This window comes from Dorea longicatena (genome assembly GCF_025150085.1).
GTDB lineage: Bacteria > Bacillota > Clostridia > Lachnospirales > Lachnospiraceae > Dorea_A > Dorea_A longicatena.
The window spans coordinates 450,133-470,742 of the sequence record NZ_CP102280.1 but is presented as its reverse complement, the minus strand read 5'-3'; the positions used below and the strand labels follow the sequence as shown (position 1 = coordinate 470,742).

Genomic DNA, 20,610 nt, shown 5'->3' with positions numbered 1-20,610 from the left:
CCTTCTTTTGCACCTACCGTTCTTCTTTCTTTCCTAATAATTCTGCAAGCTCTGCTGCAATCATTTTATAATCCTTGCGTTCGATCGTTCTGACATCCAGACAGATACTGTCATTGATCGTTCTCGGAATGATCGGGATCTCCAGATGACGCATCTTCTCTTCCATCTCTGCAACACTCATGCCATTTGGCTGGATTGCAACTGCACGGCTTTCCATCCGCTCAAGTGGAAGGGATCCGCCGCCGATCTGTGATTCACAGGATACCATCTGAATCTTTGCATCCATTCCAGTGTGACGCAAGATACGCACAAAGCTTCTGGCTTCTTTTTCAATCTCTTCTAAAGGCGTTGCAATCATACGCAATACCGGGATGTTCTGAACAGCTGTCTCTTCTGACAGGTATTCCATCAGAACCATTTCCAGTGCTGCCGCCGTAAATTTATCAATACGAAGTGCACGGGTAAGCTGGTTCTTCTTCATCATATCGATGTACTTCTTCTTACCGATGATAATTCCCGCCTGTGGTCCTCCAAGAAGCTTGTCACCGCTGAAACATACCACATCCGCACCATGTGCGATGGATTCCTGTACGGTCGGCTCATGTGTCAGACCGTATTTCTCCAGGTCGATCAGCACACCGCTTCCGAGATCTTCCACAACCGGAATCTCATGTTCCTTCGCAATCGGTACCAGTTCATCAATTCCCACACTTTCTGTAAATCCAACAATACGGTAGTTACTGGTGTGTACCTTCAGAAGAGCTTTCGTCTCTTCTGTGATTGCTTCTTCATAATCCTCATAATGTGTCTTGTTCGTCGTTCCGACTTCCACGAGGCTTGCACCGCTCTGTTCCATCACATCCGGAATGCGGAATTTACCACCAATCTCGATCAGCTCCCCGCGGGAAACGATTACTTCTCCGCCTTTTGCCAGAGAACTTAAGATCAGAAGTACCGAAGACGCATTATTATTGACCGCCATGGCAGCCTCTGCGCCGGTTAATTTACACAGAAGCTTTTCAAAATGCGAATAACGCTCTCCTCTTCTTCCTGCTTCCAGATTGTATTCCAGATTGGAATACCCACTGACGATCTCTGCTGCTTTCATCATGTGTTCGTAACTGATCGGTGCACGTCCGAGATTCGTATGCAGGATCGTTCCGGTTCCGTTGATCACCTTTTTCATATTCGGTGTATGCATTGCCGCAACGGCTTTTGCTATATTTTCATTCAGTAATGCGATCTGGTGTTTTGCTTTTTCTTCATCATCGCATGTTCCGATATATGCACGGAGCTTTTCCATCTCACTGTGGATCGCTTCCATTACACTTTCACGGCTGTAGGCCTCTATCAATACTTTGATTCCTTCATCCGCCAGAAGAATATCTACTTTTGGGATACTCCGGTATAATACATTCTTATTCATTATGTTTCTCCATTCTGTCATTCTTTTATGACTTCATATCTAGAATAACCGGATCAGCTTATCACTCTTTGGTGCAACTGTTCCGATTACGGAAACGGTTGTATCCAGTCCTGATGCTCTGAAGTCTCTCATCATATTCTCGTATTCTTTAGGCGAAACACTGATGAGAAGTCCGCCGGAAGTCTGTGGATCATAGAGAAGATCTAAGTATGTCTCTTCTACCGAACCAACTTCCACCTGATTGATCGAATATCTCTTATTCTTATAAGCTCCTGCCGGAACAAGACCCATCTTCGCATAATCGTATGCATCCTGAAGATACGCAATGTCATGCACACTGAGTTCAAATGTCACATCACTTGCCGATGCCATCTCAACACAATGTCCAAGCAGTCCAAATCCAGTGATATCCGTACATGCGGAAACATCATACTTTTCCACAACCTGCTTGCCTATCTTATTCAAGGATGCCATGACCGTCTGTGCCTCGCGGATTGCCGATGGCGATGCCATCTCTGCTTTGATCGCAGTATTCACGATACCACTTCCGATCTGTTTTGTAAGAATCAATATATCTCCCGGTCTGCAGCCGTAGTTCTTAAAGATCTTATCCGGGTGAACGAATCCGGATACGCAGAGACCGTATTTCGGTTCATCATCCTGTACCGAATGTCCTCCGACTAATACTGCACCTGCTTCTTTTACTTTGTCTGCGCCTCCCGCAAGGATATCGCCGAGAATCGCCGGATCCAGGCAATTCGGGAAACCTACGATGTTCAGGGCTACCGCCGGTTCTCCTCCCATCGCCCATACATCACTGAGCGAGTTGGCAGCGGCGATCTGTCCGAACATATATGGATCATCCACAATCGGAGTAAAGAAATCAACCGTCTGAATCATCGCAATATCATCTGTCACTTTGTAGATGGCAGCATCATCGGAAGTCTCGATTCCTACTATTAAATTGTCATCCTCAAATTTTGGCAGCTTACTCAGAACCTGAGCAAGGGTCTCCGGACCAATCTTGGCCGCTCAACCTGCTGTTTTGCTTAAACTCGTTAATTTTACATCTGATTTCATTCTTTTTACTCCTCCTGTTTTTCATACCTTTCTTCAGAGGCAGTACAGTCGATGAACTGTCATGCAGACTCTTTTGTATTCATTATACATACGCCGTAGTACAAGAAAGCCGGAACCCCTGTATCTTACTTCAGGAATCCGGCTTTTTATCCAGGTATGTAACTAATTTATGATGGTCTGACGATTCTTCCTGCTTTTGCCATCGTTTCAACAATGCTGTACATGTTCGTTACTGTACCAACTGCAAGCTTGTCTTTCAGACCATAATAATCCAGACAGGTTCCACATGTCATGATCTCTACTCCCTGTGCTTCCAGAGATTTCAAATCTTCCAGAGAATCAGAACCTTCTGTAGTCAAAGTTGCTCCTCCATTATAGAAAAGCATTGTCTTTGGCAGTGTATCAAGCTGTGTCACTGCAAAAATAAATCCTTTGATCAGAACTTTTCCTAATTCATCATTTCCAGATCCCATACGGTCAGAAGAAACGACAACAACTGTATTGTCTCTTGCATCCGGCGCACATACTGCTTCAGCTCCATCTGCTGCCGGTGCTCCTTCCATTTCAATCGTAACTTTATATTCGGCATCCCCCAATTTTTCAGAAGTTACTTTTCCTCCTGAGCTAGATGCCATCTTTGTTACATTCTGCACTGCGATCTCATTATCAACCAGAACTTCAATCGTCTCCGGTCCTGTCAGTGCAGCCATTGCCTTTTTGGTTTTAATAACCGGGATTGGGCAATTGTCTCCCATAGCATTAACTGTAATCATAATGATTCCACCTTTCTATCACCATTTCCACAATCAACACATATAGATTCATTCTATCATCATTTATGGAAAAGGTAAATATATAATTTATAGAATTATTATATAAAAGTCTGAAAACGTCTATCCTTAGAATCCTACCTTCGGGTATCCATTCCCATACTCTTGTACCTCCAGTATGTGATATGCACCGTCCTCATAATATGCCGGTTTCATACCACCTTTTTTCAGAGCTTGCATAAACTCTTCCATTGTCTTTACTTCTTCCGGAAACCAGGTCGCACACGCACCGACTTTCTCCGGTACATGACAGTCGCTGGATCCCATCGTACACAGTCCGAGTTCCTGTGCATATCTCGCCGCCTTCTGGCACGCCTCTACAGAAGTGCTTCCATTTAAGACTTCCAGGCCGTCCAGACCTTTGACTGTCCTTAAGTTCTCTTCCAGACCTCTGTTATTATTGCGGAACGGATGTGCCGCAAAGCAGAAGCCTCCCTGTGCTTTTACCAGATCAATAAAGTCCTGCGCGGAAATTCTCTCATCCGGATATTCTTCAATTCCAAATGCAATAATGTCTCCCTGCAGAGAAAAGAATTCAATTCCTACAAAGATTGGGAATCCTGTCTTCTTCGAATATTCTGCTGCATATTCTTTCAGTCCCATATCATCATGGTCCGTGATGCAGATTGCACCGAGACCTTTCTCTCTGGCAATTTCTACCATCTCTTCTAATTTTAAGAAACTGTCTTTTGAACAGGTCATTTCGTGCATATGCGTATCTACAAACATACTTTCCCGGCTCCTTTGTTTTTATTCATATTAAACTTTTCTCTTACTTTTCATTATATAAATAACCACACCGGCTTTCAAATAGGGAATCTTAATATGCCGTCTTATATATAGACCGTATCTATAGTAACGTTAAAGACACTGCCTACGGCAGTGTCTCCTGCGTATCTTAGTCAAGTCCCTGCAGGACACGCTGATCCTGTCTGTTGCTCTCTTTTGTCTTTGTACTCATATTTAACTCTTCCTGCTTCTCCAGACATTCCTGAATTGCTTCATTCAGTGACAGCATCTTCTCATCCAGAGTCGATACCATCTCTGCACATTCTCTCAGATCCCTGCTGATATAATCAGGAGCATCCCCTTCAAATTTGTAATAAATCTTATGCTCCAGACTTGCCCAGAAATCCATTGCGATCGTACGGATCTGAATCTCTACCTTAGTATCCACAACGCTGTCAGAAAGAAAAATAGGTACGGATACCAGCATATGGTAGCTCTTATATCCACTTTCTTTTGGATTCTTAATATAATCTTTGATCGACAATACTTTCAGATCGCTTTGATTACCGATCATCTCCGCCAGCCGGTAAATATCTGATGTAAAGGAACAGATCAGGCGGACCCCTGCGATATCATTGATATACTTTACCATATTCTCGATTGATATCTCGTAGCCGTATCTGCGTAACTTCTTTACAATACTTTCCGGTGTCTTGATCCTAGTCTTAATATGTTCAATCGGGTTGTATTTATGCACATGTTGGAATTCATCGTTCAGTATCTCCAGCTTTGTCCCCACTTCTTTTAACGCTGAATTATACAGGAACATGATCGTCTTCCAACTGTCGACATCCTCATAGTTCTTCATCGTATTTTCCATATAAATGTTCTCTCTCCTCTCTTCGCGAAGAGTTAAACCAGCACTGTTAATATTATACCATAAGCTGTACTAATATGTCATATTTTTCACATTTATTTAAGAAAGATTATACATTTATAAACTACAAAAGAAGCCGTCATCCGACAGCTTCTCTATATCTTTTATAATTTCTACTTTTAGAATTCAATTCCTTCTCTTGCCATTACCTTACGGTCATATGGGTGCTTCACCTTCATCATCATCGTTGCATAATCTGCAAGATCCAACATATCCTGCGATACTTCATGCCCTGTTAAGATAACCTCCAGTCCACGCGGTTTATGCTCCAGAAAACTTCTGATCTTCTCCTCACTTAAGACATTCAGATGGATCGCACATAATGCTTCATCCAGCACCAGTACATCAAAATTCGTACAGAACTTCACGATCTCATCCAGTGCTTTGTTGTTATAATGACGCAGCTCTGCTTTCTCATCCCCGTTCATCCGGCTTACGAATTTCACCTGATCACGCCCCGGAAGACAGGTGATCCCCGGTACTGCTTCCAGAATCTTTCTTTCATTCGATGAATTGTCCTTCAGGAACTGGAAGAAGAGCACCTGAAGTCCATATCCGGCGGCTCTGACTGCCTGGCCGACTGCTGCTGTTGTCTTTCCTTTGCCATCTCCGTAATACATATGAATTCTTCCTGTGCCCATCATAACATTCTACCTGCTTTCTCCTAAAAATCTATGTAAAAATTGAACTCATTTTTATTCTATTGGACATTATAATCGTTTAAGTCTGAAATGTAAATGCCTGGAAATCTACTAACCGCAGTTTTCCAGGCACTCTTTACATTATATTATGAAGTTTTATTTTATCCTGTCATTTTTCGTACATGTTTTTTACACACGATAATTTAAATATAACACTTTAAAATTCCAGCTTCATATCTCCCATCTTGATCCAGTCTTTCTTTCTCATGAATTCTGAAACACCAAGTGTCACAACTGCCGGAAGCACAATCTGGATCAGCAAGATCTTGATCAGCACCATTTGTGCAGACTCTGTCTGGATCATCGTCTGCCATGTCATGATCTGTCCCACTAATCCTGCCGTTCCCATACCGGAACCGGTCGCATTGTTCGTCATATGGAGTACCAGTGTTCCCACCGGTCCGAGGATTGCACTCGATATAATCGCCGGAAGCCAGATCACCGGCTTCTTCACAATATTCGGAACCTGCAGCATCGAAGTTCCGATTCCCTGTGCCAAAAGTCCTCCGACTTTATTTTCACGGTAACTTGCCACGGCAAATCCTACCATATTACAGCAGCATCCAACCGTTGCCGCACCTGCTGCCAGACCGGACAGATTCAGGATTACACCAAGTGCTGCTGAACTGATCGGCAGTGTCAGGATCATTCCCATCAGTACAGATACGATAATTCCCATCAGGAACGGCTGCTGTTCTGTTCCCCAGTTGATCAGTGAACCAAGCCAGCTCATGAATCCCGAGATCGGTGGTCCGATCAGGAATCCTACCAGACATCCACTTCCAATCGTCACAACCGGAGTCACCAGGATATCTACCTTCGTCTTTCCGGATACCATATGTCCGAAGAAGATTCCCACATAAGCGGCAATGAACGCTCCCAGCGGCTCTCCCGGTCCGGCAAATACCATAGCTCCGTCTACGAATACCTTTCCGGCCAGGATACTGCTTGCAAATGCACCTGCCATTCCGGCCGTTGCTGCCGACACCACTACCAGCGGTGCTTCCTTAAACTTATAGGCTACTGCCACACCAATACCGGCTCCGGTAAGGGCTGCTGCAAGCTTACCTGCGATGAAGATCATCTCTCCAATATTTCCACCCATAAATGTTCCAATCTGCTGGATGATCGTGCCGATGATCAGTGTTGCGAACAGACCGTGCGCCATGGCGCTTAAGCCTTCAATGAAGATGCGGTCTAATACTTTCTTTACTTTTTCCATATAACGTTCTCCTCGTCCTTCCTTATCTGCTATTTTTTGTCGATCAATGCTGATTTACAGATATTTCGTTTGCATTTACATGTGTCTTGTCACATGTCACGAGTGTATCATACACTTGAGCAGAAAACAAGAATTGTTTTTTTTACGACAATTTTCCGCCTTTACTTTGTGTTTTATTCCCTGTATACTTGGAATATCAAATTGTAATATTCTTTAGATTTTCCAATCTGAAAATCCAAATATATACACGAACAGGAGGACTTCATATGTTCCGTTTATGGGGAAAAGAATTTAAAGATAATCATATGCTGCGCGACACCGTAATCTGCGATGAGACGGATGACACCAGAACGCATAAGATCTTCAATGCTCTGGACTCGATCTGTTATGAGTTCGACCTCAGCAAACCGATCTGGCTGGATCATAATATTGATGAATTCAAAAGACATGACAAGACAAGATTCTATCAGGATAACTTTGTGGATTCCATTGATTTTGATTATCTGGAGATTCATATTATTGAAGAATAAACTATGCATAAATAACAAAAAAGAAGTCAGGCGGCCACCGTTTACTGAGGGCTGGTATGCTCCCCGTCAAGAGGACAATAAAAAATAATAAATTTTTGTATCGTCAGCCATGCTATGGCTGGCGATATTTTATGCTGCTTTTGTATATTGCTCATGATATTTCATTGGTGTCATTACATGCAGTTTCCTTTGAAGTCGTTGGTTGTTGTAGTAATCTATGTAATTAGCTATCGCAGTAATCAAAGAGCTTCTGTCATTAAAACGCTGTTTATAATACATTTCTCGTTTTAGAATTCCCCAAAACCCTTCCATTGGTCCATTGTCAATACAGTGGGCAACTCTAGACATACTCTGCTTCATATGATGTTTTTTTAATCTAGTATAAAACTGTGCGCTTGTATATTGAAAGCCTCGATCAGAATGAACTAATGGGTGTGCATCTGGCTCCTGACGAACAGCCTCATCAAACGTGTCCATAACTAATGGATTATCATTATGATCGCTGATTTTAAAGGAAACAATCCTTCTATCATATAAATCTAAAATAGCACTCAGATAAACTTTATGAACTTCTATTCCGTTGTAGTATTTAAATTCAGAAACATCTGTAAGCCACTTTTCATTCGGTTTTTCGGCGTGAAATTCACGGTGTAAATAGTTTTTTGCTATGTGATCAGGATTTCTGTCTCCTCTGGTACAACTCTTAGGTTTCCATTTAATATTTGATTTTATATCGTATTTCCTACAAATACGAAGTACTCGTTTATCATTCACATGAATTCCTTTATGTCCATCTAATTCATCACGAATCCTTCGGTATCCCATATCTGGATGCTGGTGATGAATCCTTTGGATTTCAGTGGATAGTCTTTCGTTTCGAAGTTCATTATTACTTTTCGGATATTTTCCCCAGCGGTAATACGCAGAACGTGTAACATTAAGATATTTACAAAGTCTATCTATGGGATAATGCTTAGTAGACGATAGTTTTTGGATGGCTTCATATTCGGCTAACCGATGGATTAAAGATAGCGACCCCTCCTTTCCAGTTCTCTGACTTTTTTTAACAGATCATTCTCCATTTGTAAGTCTAGATTTCTTCTTTCCAGTTCAGCTATCTTGTCACGTAGCTCTTCTTCAGGTGTTCTGCTTGGAAGAGAAGCTATACGACGTCCACGTCTGTCTTCCAGACCCGCTTGACCCATCTTTTCGTATCGTATTACCCAATTGCGAACTTGTTGATAGGAACAATCATATTTGAGTGCCATTGCACCATAATTCTTATCATTTGCAAGACAATCTGTTACTATTTTTAATCTCTCATCAAGTGTAGTGTTCTTTGCCTTTTTCATGTAAGCACCTCCAGTGGATGTTTTTAATATTCCACCAGAATTATACACCTTAATCCAATCGGAAAGCTGTCTGTGTGAACGAATTCCGTATTTTGTGCAAATATCCTGAAGAGATCCTTCTCCGTTAAGATAATCATTTATAGCAGATATTTTTAAATCTTTTGAATAAGATTTGTTTTTCGGTTGATTGAGTAATCCAGTTGGTCCATCATACTGATAAATAGAAATCCAATTTCGAATACTATGATGATCAACTCCCAATTCTTTTCCTGCTTGCTGTATGCCAATTTCTCCTGCAAGGTAGCGTTCGACTATTTTTACTTTTTCTACTGGTTCTATCTTACTCTTTCTGAACATGAAAATACCCCCATATAGGACTTTTATATTTCATTGTCCTATATGAGGGTAGCATACCAGGCTTACCTGACTTCTTTCTTATGTTTTATTCATTCCTGATCGCCGCAAGCGGACTCAGCTTCATTGCCCGTTTCGCCGGGAAATATCCCGCCAGCACTCCGACCAGCACTGCAAATACCATGGACATCAGCACAAGCCACCACGGAATATAAGATATCGTGCTGTCTGTTCCCATCGACATAGCGCCGCTGCTTCCAACAATTATATTAATGGCTGCTGACATTACGAAGCTTAGAATATTTCCGGCAATTCCTCCGAGAAGACCTATAAACGCTGCTTCCAGCAGGAACATTTCCCGGATATTCCTAAGACTGCATCCAAGTACCTTCATCACACCGATTTCCTTTGTCCGTTCATAAATGGACATCATCATCGTATTTGCAATTCCGATTGCAGCTACCAGTAATGACACCGCACCAATACCTCCGAGCACCGCCTGTACAATCGCGAACTGACTCTTCATACTGTCCAGATATTCCGCATTGGTCTCAACATTATATCCCATATTACGGATTACATCAGCGACCTCATTCACGTGATCTATATCGTCTGCTTTCACTTTTAATGACGTATAATAGAAGCCTTTTAATGCCTTTCCAGCTTTGGTCTTCGGCTGTCCCGGAATGACTTTGCCTGCATATTCTTTCCGCAATAACTGCTTTAAAGTCTCCAGGTCACAAAATACACTGTCATAATTATTGGAATAGTCATCCAGGCCACCATTTATCACACCGCTTGCCCTTACTACATATTTTTGGACAGGTTTTGTCTGTCCGGTTCCGGAATCTGACTGGCTCCCTGCACCTGCTGTTCCGTCTGTACTGTCTCCAAAGGCTGTGCTGCTGTCACTATTGTAATTCTCTGTATCCGTGATCATGAAAAGAGAATCTTTCATCAGATTGATATTCGGGACTTTCCCGGTATCATAATATCCATTTCCGCTTCCTGTTTCATAAAAATCAGTGATCACGCCATTTCCGAATATCAGCTCCAGATGTCCTGTTCCGGTCTTTGGAAGCGTTCCATCTCCAAGATCCATATTTAGGGATTTCAGGCCTTCCGGTGTCATTCCTTGCAGCTGGACATACGCCATATAGGAGCCTTTCAGCAGGATCACCGAAGTCTCATAGATTGGTGCAGCTAATTTCACATGATCCATTTTACTGATCTTTTCAACCAACTGGTCATCTATCCTTTTTTCTGTCTCCTGTCCTGATCCCATACTTTCTGTCGTCATACCGTCACTGTTGTCCGATCCGGTCACAGTGATACTGGTCAGACCTCCTGACTGTTCCACTTCCTTATAAAGAGACTGCTGCATACCAAGTCCGAGTGAGATCATCACTACAATCGAAGCTGTACCGATCAACACACCAAGGACCGTCAGAAATGTACGGAGTTTCCTTCTCCGCAGACTATTGATGCTCATCCTCAGAAGATCGTTCCAGTTCATCCAATAACTCCTCCTCTTCAATCTCTGCCAGCTGTTTCTTTTTGCGCTTCTTAAGTATTACGACTGCTGCCACCACTGCAATGACCACTGCTGCGATTACAACCGGAATTACAGGAAAACTTTTCTGTGTCTCCTCCGGCATATCGGAAGCTGCCGCCTCATCATCATCCACTTTTTCTGTCACTTCCAGATTCAGATCTTTCGTGGTTGTTGAAATGTTCCCCGATTCATCTTCATAACTAAGTGTCATCGTTACCTTCGCCGGACCATCCGATATTTTCTTTCCTTCCAGCATGACATCAATCGAACCGGTTGCACCGGATTCTATATTTCCGATAAATACTTCCGACTTTTTGATATTCTTTCCTTCAAATGTAGCTTTTACATTATAGAGCTTGATCCGTCCCAGATTATAAAGACTACACATCACATTTGCTTCTTCACCGACAGCAACGCTCTGCGGACTGATCTCAAAATCGCTGATTTCAAATCTTGCATCCTGCTTCACCGGAATAGAGATACTTGACGATCCTTCTACCTGCGTAGCATTCGGATCTTCATATTTCATGGAAAGTTCCATGTTGTATGGCTTCTGAAGAAGATCTGATTTTGCATTCAGTTCGATACTGATATCGGCTGTTCCATTCGGGGCAATGCTGTCCAGATAGATGGAGCTTGCACCGGATGATGGAAGGAATGCCGGTGATGTCGTCTGTTCATCGCTGCCTTCTGTCGGTGCTGAAAGATCGAACAGCATATTGCTGACTTTCATCTTGGATGTATTTTTCAGATGGATCGTTAACTTGAAATTACTGCCCGCACGGACTTCTGCCGGATCGGTTGTAAATCCGGTTACGATCACACGCGGAACAGAACCATTTCCCGAAGTTTCACCTCCATCCGTACTTCCACCGGCTCCTCCGCTGTAAGCTGCTTCTCCGTTACTGTAACCGCCGGCATCCGGTGTCTGGTAAGATGTGTCAGAACCACTGCCTGCTCCATTGCCTTTTCCTGTATCCTTGCCTTCATCTGTATCTTTGTTGTCTTTATTATCCTGTGTGTCTTTCTGTACCGGCTTTGCTGTGGTATTCATATAAAACCATTTTGCTGTCTCTTCCTGCCCATCCGCAGATATTGTAAATTTCAATTTATATCTTTTTGTTGGAACATCATCTCTTTGAATAAATTCAAAAGAAACTTCTTGTTGTTGTCCCATTTTAAGCGTTCCTAAACTTTTCTGATAGCTTTGTTTTTCGGTTTTAAATGGCCAATCTTCATTCTTGTCTCCCAAATCTGGCGTTATTGTAACATTATTCAACTCATTTCCAGAATTATTAGTTATTACAAAGTTCCAGTTTTTCTTTTTCCCTGCTTCAAATACGGGTGCTTCATTGTTCTTCGATGCAATAAAAATTCCTTTCTCTGTGCCTGTTGCAGCCTGTACCATCTGCGGATGCAGCATAGTTGTCATCATGATCACTGCCAGAAAGGCAACAATGATTCTTTTCAAGCAATTATTTCCTGTCTCTTTCTGTATTCGTTTCTGCATGTCTTCCTCCCTCTTCTTTCCCTTTTTTCCATCGGTTATCTTCTATCTTAATGATCCTGCCGTCCCGGATATGAAATACCCTGTCCGCATAAGTTGCCAGATGATCATCATGTGTGACCATGACCAGTGTCTTCTTCTGCTCTCTGACCACCCGCTGCATCAGTTCCATGACTTCTTCCGATGTATGGGAATCCAAATTTCCTGTCGGCTCATCGGCAAATATAATATCCGGATCTACTACCAGTGCCCTGGCAACTCCCACTCTCTGCTGCTGTCCGCCCGACATCTGGTTCGGCAGATGCTTCTTATGCTTTCCAAGTTTTACCAGATCTAACATCTCATTGGCTTTTCGTACTCTTACATCTCTTGGAACGCCGCGGAAACTAAGCGGCAATGCTACATTTTCCACCGCATTCAACGTTCCCATCAGATGAAATGACTGAAAGATGAATCCCACATGATCCCGCCGGAATGTCACCAATTGTTCTTCATTTAACTTTTCAATATGCTTTCCCGCAATGATGACCTCTCCCTTTGTCGGTTTTTCCAGCCCCGCCAGCATATTCAGAAGTGTAGATTTACCGGAACCGGATGTTCCGACAATTGCACAAAACTCTCCTTCATATATCTCAAAATCCACACCATCCAGTGCGCGTACAAACTCATCACCAACACGGTACAGCTTGTATAGATTCCTGACTTCAATTACCTTCCTCATACTCCTCCTCTCTGTCGTTTTTCAGACTTTTCAGAATATGGATTCATTTTACTATAAAAATATAAAGACTTCCTCTTATAAATTATGAAGATTTTCTTAATACCTCCGACCGTTCAGATAATATTTCTCATTTATGCCGTTTAAATTCCTACGCCATATCACACGTATTATATTTTATACAATTTTCGCTAAGATTTTCCGTGCATATTATTTCAGAAGTGGTATAATTGGTAGGACAATTTCACCAAAGTAAAGTGGATATCTTATGATTCACAAGATATAGGGAGGAACACATGAAGTTTGTAAGACAATTTATGATCATCCTGGCGATCTCATTCGTCGGAGAACTGTTGCACGCATTACTGCCGCTCCCGGTTCCGGCCAGCATCTACGGCCTCGTTCTTATGCTGATCGGTTTACAGACCGGTATACTTCCACTCAATGCAGTAAATGAAGCCGGAGGATTTCTGATTGAAATCATGCCAATGCTTTTTATCCCTGCCGGAGTCGGACTTATGGTTTCCTGGGGTGCTTTAAAGCCAGTCATCATTCCGATCAGTATTATTATCGTCGTTACAACCATCCTTGTTATGGCCGTAAGCGGACGTATTGCACAGTTTATCTTAAAGAAAGAGGACAAAAAACATGAGTAAATTATTACAGGATTCCACATTTTTCTGTCTGGCGATCAGCCTGATCGGATATGAGATTGGTATCATTCTCAGACAAAAAACGAAACTTGCGCTTTGTAATCCACTGCTGATCTCCATTGTATTTATTATTATTATTTTGAAAGTTACCAATATTAAATATGAAGTGTATGAGGACGGCTCGCAGTTACTCAACTATCTGCTGACACCTTCTACGGTCTGCCTTGCAATTCCTCTGTATCAGCAGATGGGACTGCTAAAGAAGAACATGAAAGCAATTCTTGCCGGAATTCTCTCCGGAGTCTTCACAAGTCTTGCCGGCGTGTGGGTCTTCTCAACATTATTTCATCTGGATAAGCAGATCTATGCAACGTTACTTCCGAAGTCGATTACAACAGCAATCGGAATGGGTATTTCGGAAGAGCTTGGCGGAATCGTTACCATTACAGTAGCCGCCATCATTATCACCGGTATCATCGGAAATATGTTTGGTGATGTAATCTGCAGACTGTGCGGAATCAGACATCCTATCGCAACGGGACTTGCGATCGGTACCGCAACGCATGCCATGGGAACTGCAAAAGCTATGGAAATCGGTGAGATCGAAGGTGCCATGAGCAGTCTTTCTATTGCGGTTGCCGGACTTATAACGGTTGTCGGATCAACTATTTTCTATCAATTATATTAAAAATATAAATCAGACATATGGAGGTAAATGATTATGGAAAAAACAATTATCTGCATCGGACGTGAATATGGAAGCGGTGGACATGCCATCGGAAAGATTCTGGCAAAACGCACCGGATATGAATTCTATGACAAAGACCGTTTCATCGCAATCGCAAAGGAACGCGGCTTCGAAGGTGAAGTCGAAGAATATCTGGAAGAGCAGCCGATGAACAGCTTACTGTATTCTATCGCTCTTAACTACTCCAGACCGAAGAAAAAACCTTTCCCTTTTGAATTGGTAGAAGAACTGGCTGCCGAAAAGCCCTGCATCATTATCGGACGTTGTGCCGGTTATCTGACACACGGACAGGACAATGCATTCAGCGTATTCGTTCATGCGGATATGGAGAAACGTATCGCAACCGTTATGGCACGCGATCATATCAATACTCGATTAAAGGCCAAACGCAAGATTGAAGAGATTGACGAGAAGCGCAGTGCTTTCCGTAAAGAATTCACAGGGCAAGAGTGGGGACAGTCAAAATATTATAATCTGTCTATTGATACCACACATCTGACTTTTGATCAGGCTGCGGATCTGATTCTTTATTATAAGAAACTTGCGGAAGAATCACATGAATAGACACGAATCTGCAAATCTAACTTTATAAATTTCTTTATGAATCAGACTTTCTGTGCTAAAATTTTTGTGACAAGAACTTTGGCACAGAATTTTTATACCCAATATGCAAGAAAAGCTGCCAGTGGTAGGTTTTCTGTATTACCATTTATCATAAAGATACGGATTTGACATAAGGAGGATTTGACATGATCAAGGTCATTGGTCTTAATATCAAAGTATTAAAAAAGGAGCCTTTCTCCGGCTCTCATCAGGGGATGCGCTTCTTCATGCGTGCAGAAGATGATACACTGCATGTATGGGTATATCCGGAACCGTGGTGTTTCGAGAAGACTTCCGATGATATGAAGACAGCAAAAGATTTTCCATTTACCCAGGAGGGACTGGATGATTCACTGGAATGGATCAGCCAGGAATTCGAAAATCGGAAGGATTACTGGATGCAGATGGAGAAGGATAAGATGAAGATGATATTGCAAGGGCGCGGGGATTCGTAGCTGGGATCTTATGAATCCCGCCATAAATACTTAAGCTCGCTACGCTCGCGTGAGATTTCTTTTTATATTTGTTTTACCTTTGCGAATATGTATTTCAGGTATTTGTGTTCTTCATTCGGATCAATGACGTTTACAATACTCAGGCTGTAGATGTCGGAATCGAATTGTTTTGATTCTTTTTTCATAAGGTCTTTGATTTCCCGGTATGTATCTCTGATATCGCCGTCACTCTCCCGGCAGACTGCTGCCAGATATTCACCTGGTTCCATTTCCACGATATCTTCTTTATTCCTGCATCCTTCTTCTGTAAAACTAAATACATTTTTATAGGTATAATTTTCTCTCAGAAATTGTTCTTTATCGATAGAAGCACCCATCGGAAATGCCTGAATACCTGGATTATCACAACGTTTCAGGTGTCTGCGGATATCTTTTTCAATCTCGCCGGATGAAGTTGCCGGCTTTGATATTACTTCGGTAAATATAAAATACCACGAAACCCCAATCTCACGAATTACTGGATGTCCCTGATCTGCAATACGGATCTGATCCAGAATCTGTCTGGTTCCTGCAATGGTGCGAATCTTACGGTCCAGTTCCTGCCGCATAAGAAGCAGTTTGTCATACTGCTGTTCTACAAATTCATCGAATCTTATCTCTTCTCCGCCAAGCAGATATTCTTTGATATCTCCAACCGAACAATCCAACCCCCGGAATGTCCGTATAAAATAATATGAACTGATCTGTGCATAACTATAGTAATGATAGCCATTGACCGGGTTCTTCTTCGGCACAAGAATTCCCTGTCGTTCATAATACCGTAAGGTATCTCTGGTGGTCTGGCACATCTTTGCAAATTCGCCTGCGGTGATACAATATTCGCCTTTTGCCTGCATAGCTTTCACTTCTTTCTTCTCTTAACTTTCTGCAATCAGCAATACTTTCTTTTATAAATCAATTTCTTTCTTGTTCTCTTGACATGGGGGTTACACCCAGTTTTATTCTATCACAGGATTTGCGGTATGACACTGCATTTTCCGCAACTCACTGAACTTAATCACTATTTAGTATTTTTTGAATTTTAGACGAAACGCAAATACCGTTAAAATTTCGGAAATACAGCATACACAATGGAGGTCTCTCATGAATATTTTAAAGAAAATATACTGCCGCATTTTTCAAACTTGTTTTCGTATCGCACTCCCTGTTCTTCCTTACAGAGAACCGGAACTGATCGACGGATTCAAACACGTCCCGGAAGTCCTGAAAAAACATCACATTTCCCATATCCTGCTCGTCACCGATCCGGGGGTCTACAAACTCGGGCTTACAAAACCTTTGGAAAAACAGCTTTTAAAATCTGAAATTTCATGTACAATATATAAAGATACAGTTGCAAATCCGACTTCTGCCAATATAGAAGAAGCCAAAAATCTTTATCTGGCACACGGATGTCAGGCACTTCTGGCTTTCGGTGGCGGCTCTTCCATGGACTGTGCCAAAGCAGTCGGTGCAAGACTTGCCCGCCCGAACAAACCGCTGGCTAAGATGGAAGGTATCTTAAAGATCTGGCATAAGCTTCCACTTCTGATTGCAGTTCCGACAACTGCCGGAACCGGAAGTGAAACCACGCTTGCAGCTGTCATCACTGATGCAGATACACATCACAAATATGCAATTAACGATTTTAATCTGATTCCGGATTATGCGGTTCTGGAGCCGTCCGTTACGTATGGACTTCCGCCGCAGCTTACGGCAACTACGGGAATGGATGCGCTGACACATGCGATCGAGGCTTATATTGGTCGTTCAACTACGAAGCAGACCCGCGCCGCATCGATCGAAGCGATCCAGCTGATCTTCGATAACCTGCAGACTGCATATAAAAATGGAAATAATAAAACTGCAAGACGTAACATGCTCCGCGCCTCTTATCTCGCCGGAACGGCATTTACCAAGAGTTATGTCGGATATGTACACGCTGTAGCTCACAGTCTCGGCGGATGCTACGGTATCCCGCACGGACTTGCCAATTCCGTACTCCTTCCGATCGTACTGGAAGCGTATGGAACTGCTGCACATAAGAAACTGGCCAGACTTGCACGGATCACCGGCATTTCTGATTCGAAACTTGATGCAGTTGCAGCCGAAGAGTTCATCAACCACATCCGCAACATGAACATTTCCATGAATATCCCGGAGACCCTGGACGGTATCCGTAATGAAGATATTCCAAAGCTTGCCTGTTATGCGGACAAAGAAGCCAACCCGCTCTACCCGGTACCTGCGTTATGGGGACCTGAGAAACTGGAACAGATGTATCATCTTGTACAGGAGGTAAGTGAACATGACAGAAACAGAAATTCAGAACATCCTGGAAAAGCAGCATAAATTTTTCCAGACAGGCCAGACACTGCCTGTAAATTATCGTATAGAACAACTCAAAAAATTAAAAGATTCCATCATCCGGCATGAACCGGATCTGAACCTTGCCTTAAAAGCCGACCTCGGAAAAAGCGAGACTGAAAGCTATATGTGTGAGGTAGGACTCACTCTTTCAGAACTTAGCTGGATGTTGAAGCACATCAAGAAACTGACGAAGGAGAAATGGGTTCCGACGCCATTGGCACAGTTTGCCGCCAAAAGCTTCCGCTCGCCTTCGCCTTACGGAACAGTTCTCATCATGAGTCCGTGGAACTACCCGGTTCTTCTGACACTGGAACCACTGATTGACGCACTGGCAGCCGGCAATACCGCTGTTGTTAAACCAAGCGCTTATGCACCAGCCACCAGCCGTGTCATGCAGGAGATCATCGAAGAATGCTTCTCAGAAGAATATGTTGCTGTCGTAACCGGCGGACGTGCGGAAAATCAGGCTCTTTTGAACCAGCGTTTTGATAAAATCTTCTTCACCGGCGGAAAGACGGTCGGACGCGAAGTCTTAAGACATGCAGCCAAATACCTAACACCGGTCACACTGGAGCTTGGTGGCAAAAGCCCATGTATCGTGGATTCCACAGCCAAGATTCCACTTGCCGCAAGACGTATCGTTTTTGGAAAATACTTAAACTGCGGACAGACCTGTGTTGCTCCGGATTATATCCTCTGCGACAAAGCCATTCGTGACCAGTTGATCGATGCAATCAAATCCGAGATCCGCCGTCAGTTCGGCAAACACCCGTTGGAAAATCCAAGTTACGGTAAAATTATCAACCGGAAGCATTTCCAGCGTCTGCAGGGACTGATCGATTCATCGAAAGTAATAATCGGCGGGCAGTCCGATGCCAAGATTTTACGCATCGCACCTACCGTTATGAAAAATGTCACCTGGGATGATGCCATTATGGGCGAAGAAATCTTCGGACCGATTCTTCCAATTCTGACTTACGAATCACTGGATGAAGCCATCCAGACCGTGGAATCCCATCCACATCCGCTGGCACTGTATTTCTTCAGTGAAGACAAAGCTGCTCAGAAGAAAGTCCTTGACCGCTGTCACTTCGGCGGTGGCTGTATCAACGATACCATCATCCATCTTGCCACCAGCGCCATGCCGTTCGGTGGTGTCGGCGAAAGCGGCATGGGCGGATATCACGGACAGGCCGGATTTGATGAGTTTACACATTACAGAAGTATTGTGGATAAGAAGACGTGGATGGATCTGCCGGTGCGGTATCAGAGGTATAATAAGTTTAAGAGGAAGATGCTGCGGATGTTTTTAAAATAATTTTCTATTTAGTTCATCATCGTGGCTTACCCCGGTCCATGAGAAAGACTTGGTATTATGTTTGTTGCTGGATGTCACGATGCAGAAGTTCTAAGGCAGTCCGCCTTCCCTAAGAACGAAAGGGTCTCCGCTCAAAACTCACCCCTACGGGGTTCAAACAATTCGCTCCGTCCCTTTAACGGGAAGTCAAACTGCCTAAGAACTTCTACACATCGCGCCAAAATACGCATCAAACACAATACCAAGTCTTTCTCATGTCGTGATTGGCCAATGATAATGAATTCAATAGAGGGATTGTAACCGTTGTGTAGCCGGAAAGTTGTGGTGAAACCATTGATTTTCCGGCTTTTTCGTACACTTCCGGTATCACAAAGGTTACGGTTCCTCTGTTTAATTATTATGGCATGCGAAACCTCAGGAATAAAACTACAAGGTCCCAGCCTGTGCATACGGACTCATGGTTGGAAATTCTTAAGTAAAAAAGTTGACCGTTTGCTCACAAAAAATCCACTGTCTGAGACGAATGTCGAGTTTGGATTTTTTGTGAGCTCGTTTTTAGGTCAACTTTTTTGCTTTAGGATTTCCCCATGTTGGAGTCAGCACAGGCTGGGACCTTGTAGTTTTATTCCGGTCGGTGACAGCCGCCATGATGCATTAAATAGAAAATGCCTCTAACTCCTCCTGCATCTCCCGGAAGAATTCCGACGTATGCCACCCATCCATTGCCGCATGAGCAATCGTAAGCGTCAGTGGAAGTGTCAGTTTCCCGTTATCTTCTGTATATTTACCAAATGTAATAATCGGAAACAGCGCTACATGATCCGACACTATCGATGTCGCATATCCGGTATAATCCAGCCACGGCACACAAGAGATGCAGTAGAAATTCACCGGCTGTCCGGCTTTTGCTTTGACTCCCCGGACTTTCTTTGCAGCTTCTATATCCGTTTCGATTCTCTTATAAAAAGTCGCAAAGTCTGCATCATATTCGCTCCAACAGTCAGAAAATGTGTGATCTTCTTTGTGAAAGATTGTATAATTTGGATGCACAACATCCCACACTCCCGGATTGCCTTCTTCGTCCGTCATCATCTTCATAAATGGCAGGCGGTTCACAACATTTGACGTACACCAGATGAATGCCGCATAGAAATGCACTCCGAACCGGTCGCATTCTGCTCTTAATCTTGTTACATCCAGGCGCGCTGTCATACTGTAGTTTACTTTTAATTTTTCGGTATAATACTTATAGTGATCCTGACGCGACCAGGTTGACTGGTCGATTTTTCTATATGGTGGAAGACTCATAATGTCACCTCTTATTGTATATTATTTCGAATTTATATAAAAAACGCGCAAAAATAGCCGCCCCATGTCTGGTAAACTAGGCGACTATTTTTAATACATAAATTAATTATCAGGACTGACCGTCTATCGGCAACACCCTTTTTCTATAACTATACTAACATCATCTAATGAATGT

At 42.9% G+C, this 20,610-nt stretch carries 21 protein-coding genes; 7 read left to right on the top strand and 14 right to left on the bottom strand.

Annotated features, from left to right (window positions below; all coding sequences use genetic code 11):
• Nucleotides 1-13 precede the first annotated feature (13 nt).
• From selA to NQ508_RS02195, 7 genes are all read right to left on the bottom strand, one after another.
• Nucleotides 14-1,426, bottom strand: coding sequence for an L-seryl-tRNA(Sec) selenium transferase (gene selA / locus NQ508_RS02225; RefSeq protein ID WP_022416473.1), 1,413 nt, complete (start codon nt 1,424-1,426; stop codon nt 14-16).
• Between the two features lie 39 nt (nt 1,427-1,465).
• The gene (gene selD, locus NQ508_RS02220) at nt 1,466-2,506 is read right to left on the bottom strand and encodes a selenide, water dikinase SelD (protein ID WP_080543136.1); all 1,041 of its coding nucleotides are present in this window, start codon (nt 2,504-2,506) and stop codon (nt 1,466-1,468) included.
• Between the two features lie 167 nt (nt 2,507-2,673).
• Nucleotides 2,674-3,279, bottom strand: coding sequence for a sulfurtransferase-like selenium metabolism protein YedF (yedF, locus tag NQ508_RS02215; RefSeq protein ID WP_006427353.1), 606 nt, complete (start codon nt 3,277-3,279; stop codon nt 2,674-2,676).
• Between the two features lie 126 nt (nt 3,280-3,405).
• Complete coding sequence (locus NQ508_RS02210) at nt 3,406-4,065, bottom strand: PHP domain-containing protein (RefSeq protein ID WP_006427352.1); 660 nt, start codon at nt 4,063-4,065, stop codon at nt 3,406-3,408.
• Between the two features lie 169 nt (nt 4,066-4,234).
• Complete coding sequence (locus tag NQ508_RS02205; protein WP_006427351.1) at nt 4,235-4,945, bottom strand: GTP pyrophosphokinase; 711 nt, start codon at nt 4,943-4,945, stop codon at nt 4,235-4,237.
• Between the two features lie 176 nt (nt 4,946-5,121).
• Nucleotides 5,122-5,622 carry a cob(I)yrinic acid a,c-diamide adenosyltransferase gene (locus NQ508_RS02200; RefSeq protein ID WP_237999023.1) on the bottom strand — a complete coding sequence of 167 codons (501 nt, stop codon included), beginning with the start codon at nt 5,620-5,622 and terminating at the stop codon, nt 5,122-5,124.
• A 238-nt stretch (nt 5,623-5,860) separates the two neighbouring features.
• Nucleotides 5,861-6,925: a PTS sugar transporter subunit IIC gene (locus NQ508_RS02195; protein WP_006427349.1), complete on the bottom strand. Its 1,065-nt coding sequence runs from the start codon at nt 6,923-6,925 to the stop codon at nt 5,861-5,863.
• Nucleotides 6,926-7,191: 266 nt separating this feature from the next.
• On the opposite strand from NQ508_RS02195, the gene NQ508_RS02190 reads away from it, so the two are divergent.
• A complete protein-coding gene (locus tag NQ508_RS02190; protein ID WP_006427348.1) occupies nt 7,192-7,455 on the top strand; it encodes a hypothetical protein in 264 nt (87 codons plus the stop codon).
• A gap of 129 nt (nt 7,456-7,584) precedes the next feature.
• Here the strand turns inward: NQ508_RS02190 and NQ508_RS02185 are convergent, their stop codons facing one another.
• The 5 genes from NQ508_RS02185 to NQ508_RS02165 all read right to left on the bottom strand — a co-directional run bounded on the left by NQ508_RS02185 (nt 7,585) and on the right by NQ508_RS02165 (nt 12,944).
• Nucleotides 7,585-8,478 (bottom strand): IS3 family transposase, encoded by an 894-nt coding sequence (locus tag NQ508_RS02185; RefSeq protein ID WP_226851847.1) that lies wholly within the window; start codon nt 8,476-8,478, stop codon nt 7,585-7,587.
• Nucleotides 8,478-9,164, bottom strand: coding sequence for a helix-turn-helix domain-containing protein (locus NQ508_RS02180; RefSeq protein ID WP_006426148.1), 687 nt, complete (start codon nt 9,162-9,164; stop codon nt 8,478-8,480). Before NQ508_RS02180 ends, NQ508_RS02185 begins: the two co-directional genes overlap by 1 nt.
• 85 nt (nt 9,165-9,249) lie before the next feature.
• Nucleotides 9,250-10,677 (bottom strand): ABC transporter permease, encoded by a 1,428-nt coding sequence (locus NQ508_RS02175; RefSeq protein WP_044919306.1) that lies wholly within the window; start codon nt 10,675-10,677, stop codon nt 9,250-9,252.
• A complete protein-coding gene (locus NQ508_RS02170) occupies nt 10,640-12,226 on the bottom strand; it encodes a COG1361 S-layer family protein (protein ID WP_006426150.1) in 1,587 nt (528 codons plus the stop codon). The genes NQ508_RS02175 and NQ508_RS02170 overlap by 38 nt, the downstream gene beginning before the upstream one ends.
• Complete coding sequence (locus tag NQ508_RS02165; protein ID WP_006426151.1) at nt 12,192-12,944, bottom strand: ABC transporter ATP-binding protein; 753 nt, start codon at nt 12,942-12,944, stop codon at nt 12,192-12,194. Before NQ508_RS02165 ends, NQ508_RS02170 begins: the two co-directional genes overlap by 35 nt.
• 293 nt (nt 12,945-13,237) lie before the next feature.
• On the opposite strand from NQ508_RS02165, the gene NQ508_RS02160 reads away from it, so the two are divergent.
• The 4 genes from NQ508_RS02160 (at nt 13,238) to NQ508_RS02145 (ending at nt 15,400) form a co-directional block, all read left to right on the top strand.
• Entirely contained in the window at nt 13,238-13,597 is a 360-nt protein-coding gene (locus NQ508_RS02160) for a CidA/LrgA family protein (protein WP_006426152.1), read from the top strand.
• A complete protein-coding gene (locus tag NQ508_RS02155) occupies nt 13,590-14,282 on the top strand; it encodes an LrgB family protein (RefSeq protein ID WP_006426153.1) in 693 nt (230 codons plus the stop codon). Before NQ508_RS02160 ends, NQ508_RS02155 begins: the two co-directional genes overlap by 8 nt.
• 33 nt (nt 14,283-14,315) lie before the next feature.
• Nucleotides 14,316-14,906 (top strand): cytidylate kinase-like family protein, encoded by a 591-nt coding sequence (locus tag NQ508_RS02150; protein ID WP_022415985.1) that lies wholly within the window; start codon nt 14,316-14,318, stop codon nt 14,904-14,906.
• A gap of 185 nt (nt 14,907-15,091) precedes the next feature.
• Complete coding sequence (locus NQ508_RS02145) at nt 15,092-15,400, top strand: hypothetical protein (protein ID WP_006426155.1); 309 nt, start codon at nt 15,092-15,094, stop codon at nt 15,398-15,400.
• 62 nt (nt 15,401-15,462) lie between these two features.
• On the opposite strand, the gene NQ508_RS02140 is transcribed toward NQ508_RS02145, so the two are convergent.
• Entirely contained in the window at nt 15,463-16,296 is an 834-nt protein-coding gene (locus NQ508_RS02140) for a MerR family transcriptional regulator (RefSeq protein WP_006426156.1), read from the bottom strand.
• Nucleotides 16,297-16,543: 247 nt separating this feature from the next.
• On the opposite strand from NQ508_RS02140, the gene NQ508_RS02135 reads away from it, so the two are divergent.
• Nucleotides 16,544-17,791, top strand: a complete 1,248-nt coding sequence (locus NQ508_RS02135; RefSeq protein WP_006426157.1) for an iron-containing alcohol dehydrogenase — start codon at nt 16,544-16,546, stop codon at nt 17,789-17,791.
• Nucleotides 17,748-19,127, top strand: coding sequence for an aldehyde dehydrogenase (locus NQ508_RS02130; protein ID WP_006426158.1), 1,380 nt, complete (start codon nt 17,748-17,750; stop codon nt 19,125-19,127). Before NQ508_RS02135 ends, NQ508_RS02130 begins: the two co-directional genes overlap by 44 nt.
• 654 nt (nt 19,128-19,781) lie before the next feature.
• On the opposite strand, the gene NQ508_RS02125 is transcribed toward NQ508_RS02130, so the two are convergent.
• A complete protein-coding gene (locus NQ508_RS02125; protein ID WP_006426077.1) occupies nt 19,782-20,435 on the bottom strand; it encodes a chloramphenicol acetyltransferase in 654 nt (217 codons plus the stop codon).
• Nucleotides 20,436-20,610 lie beyond the last annotated feature (175 nt).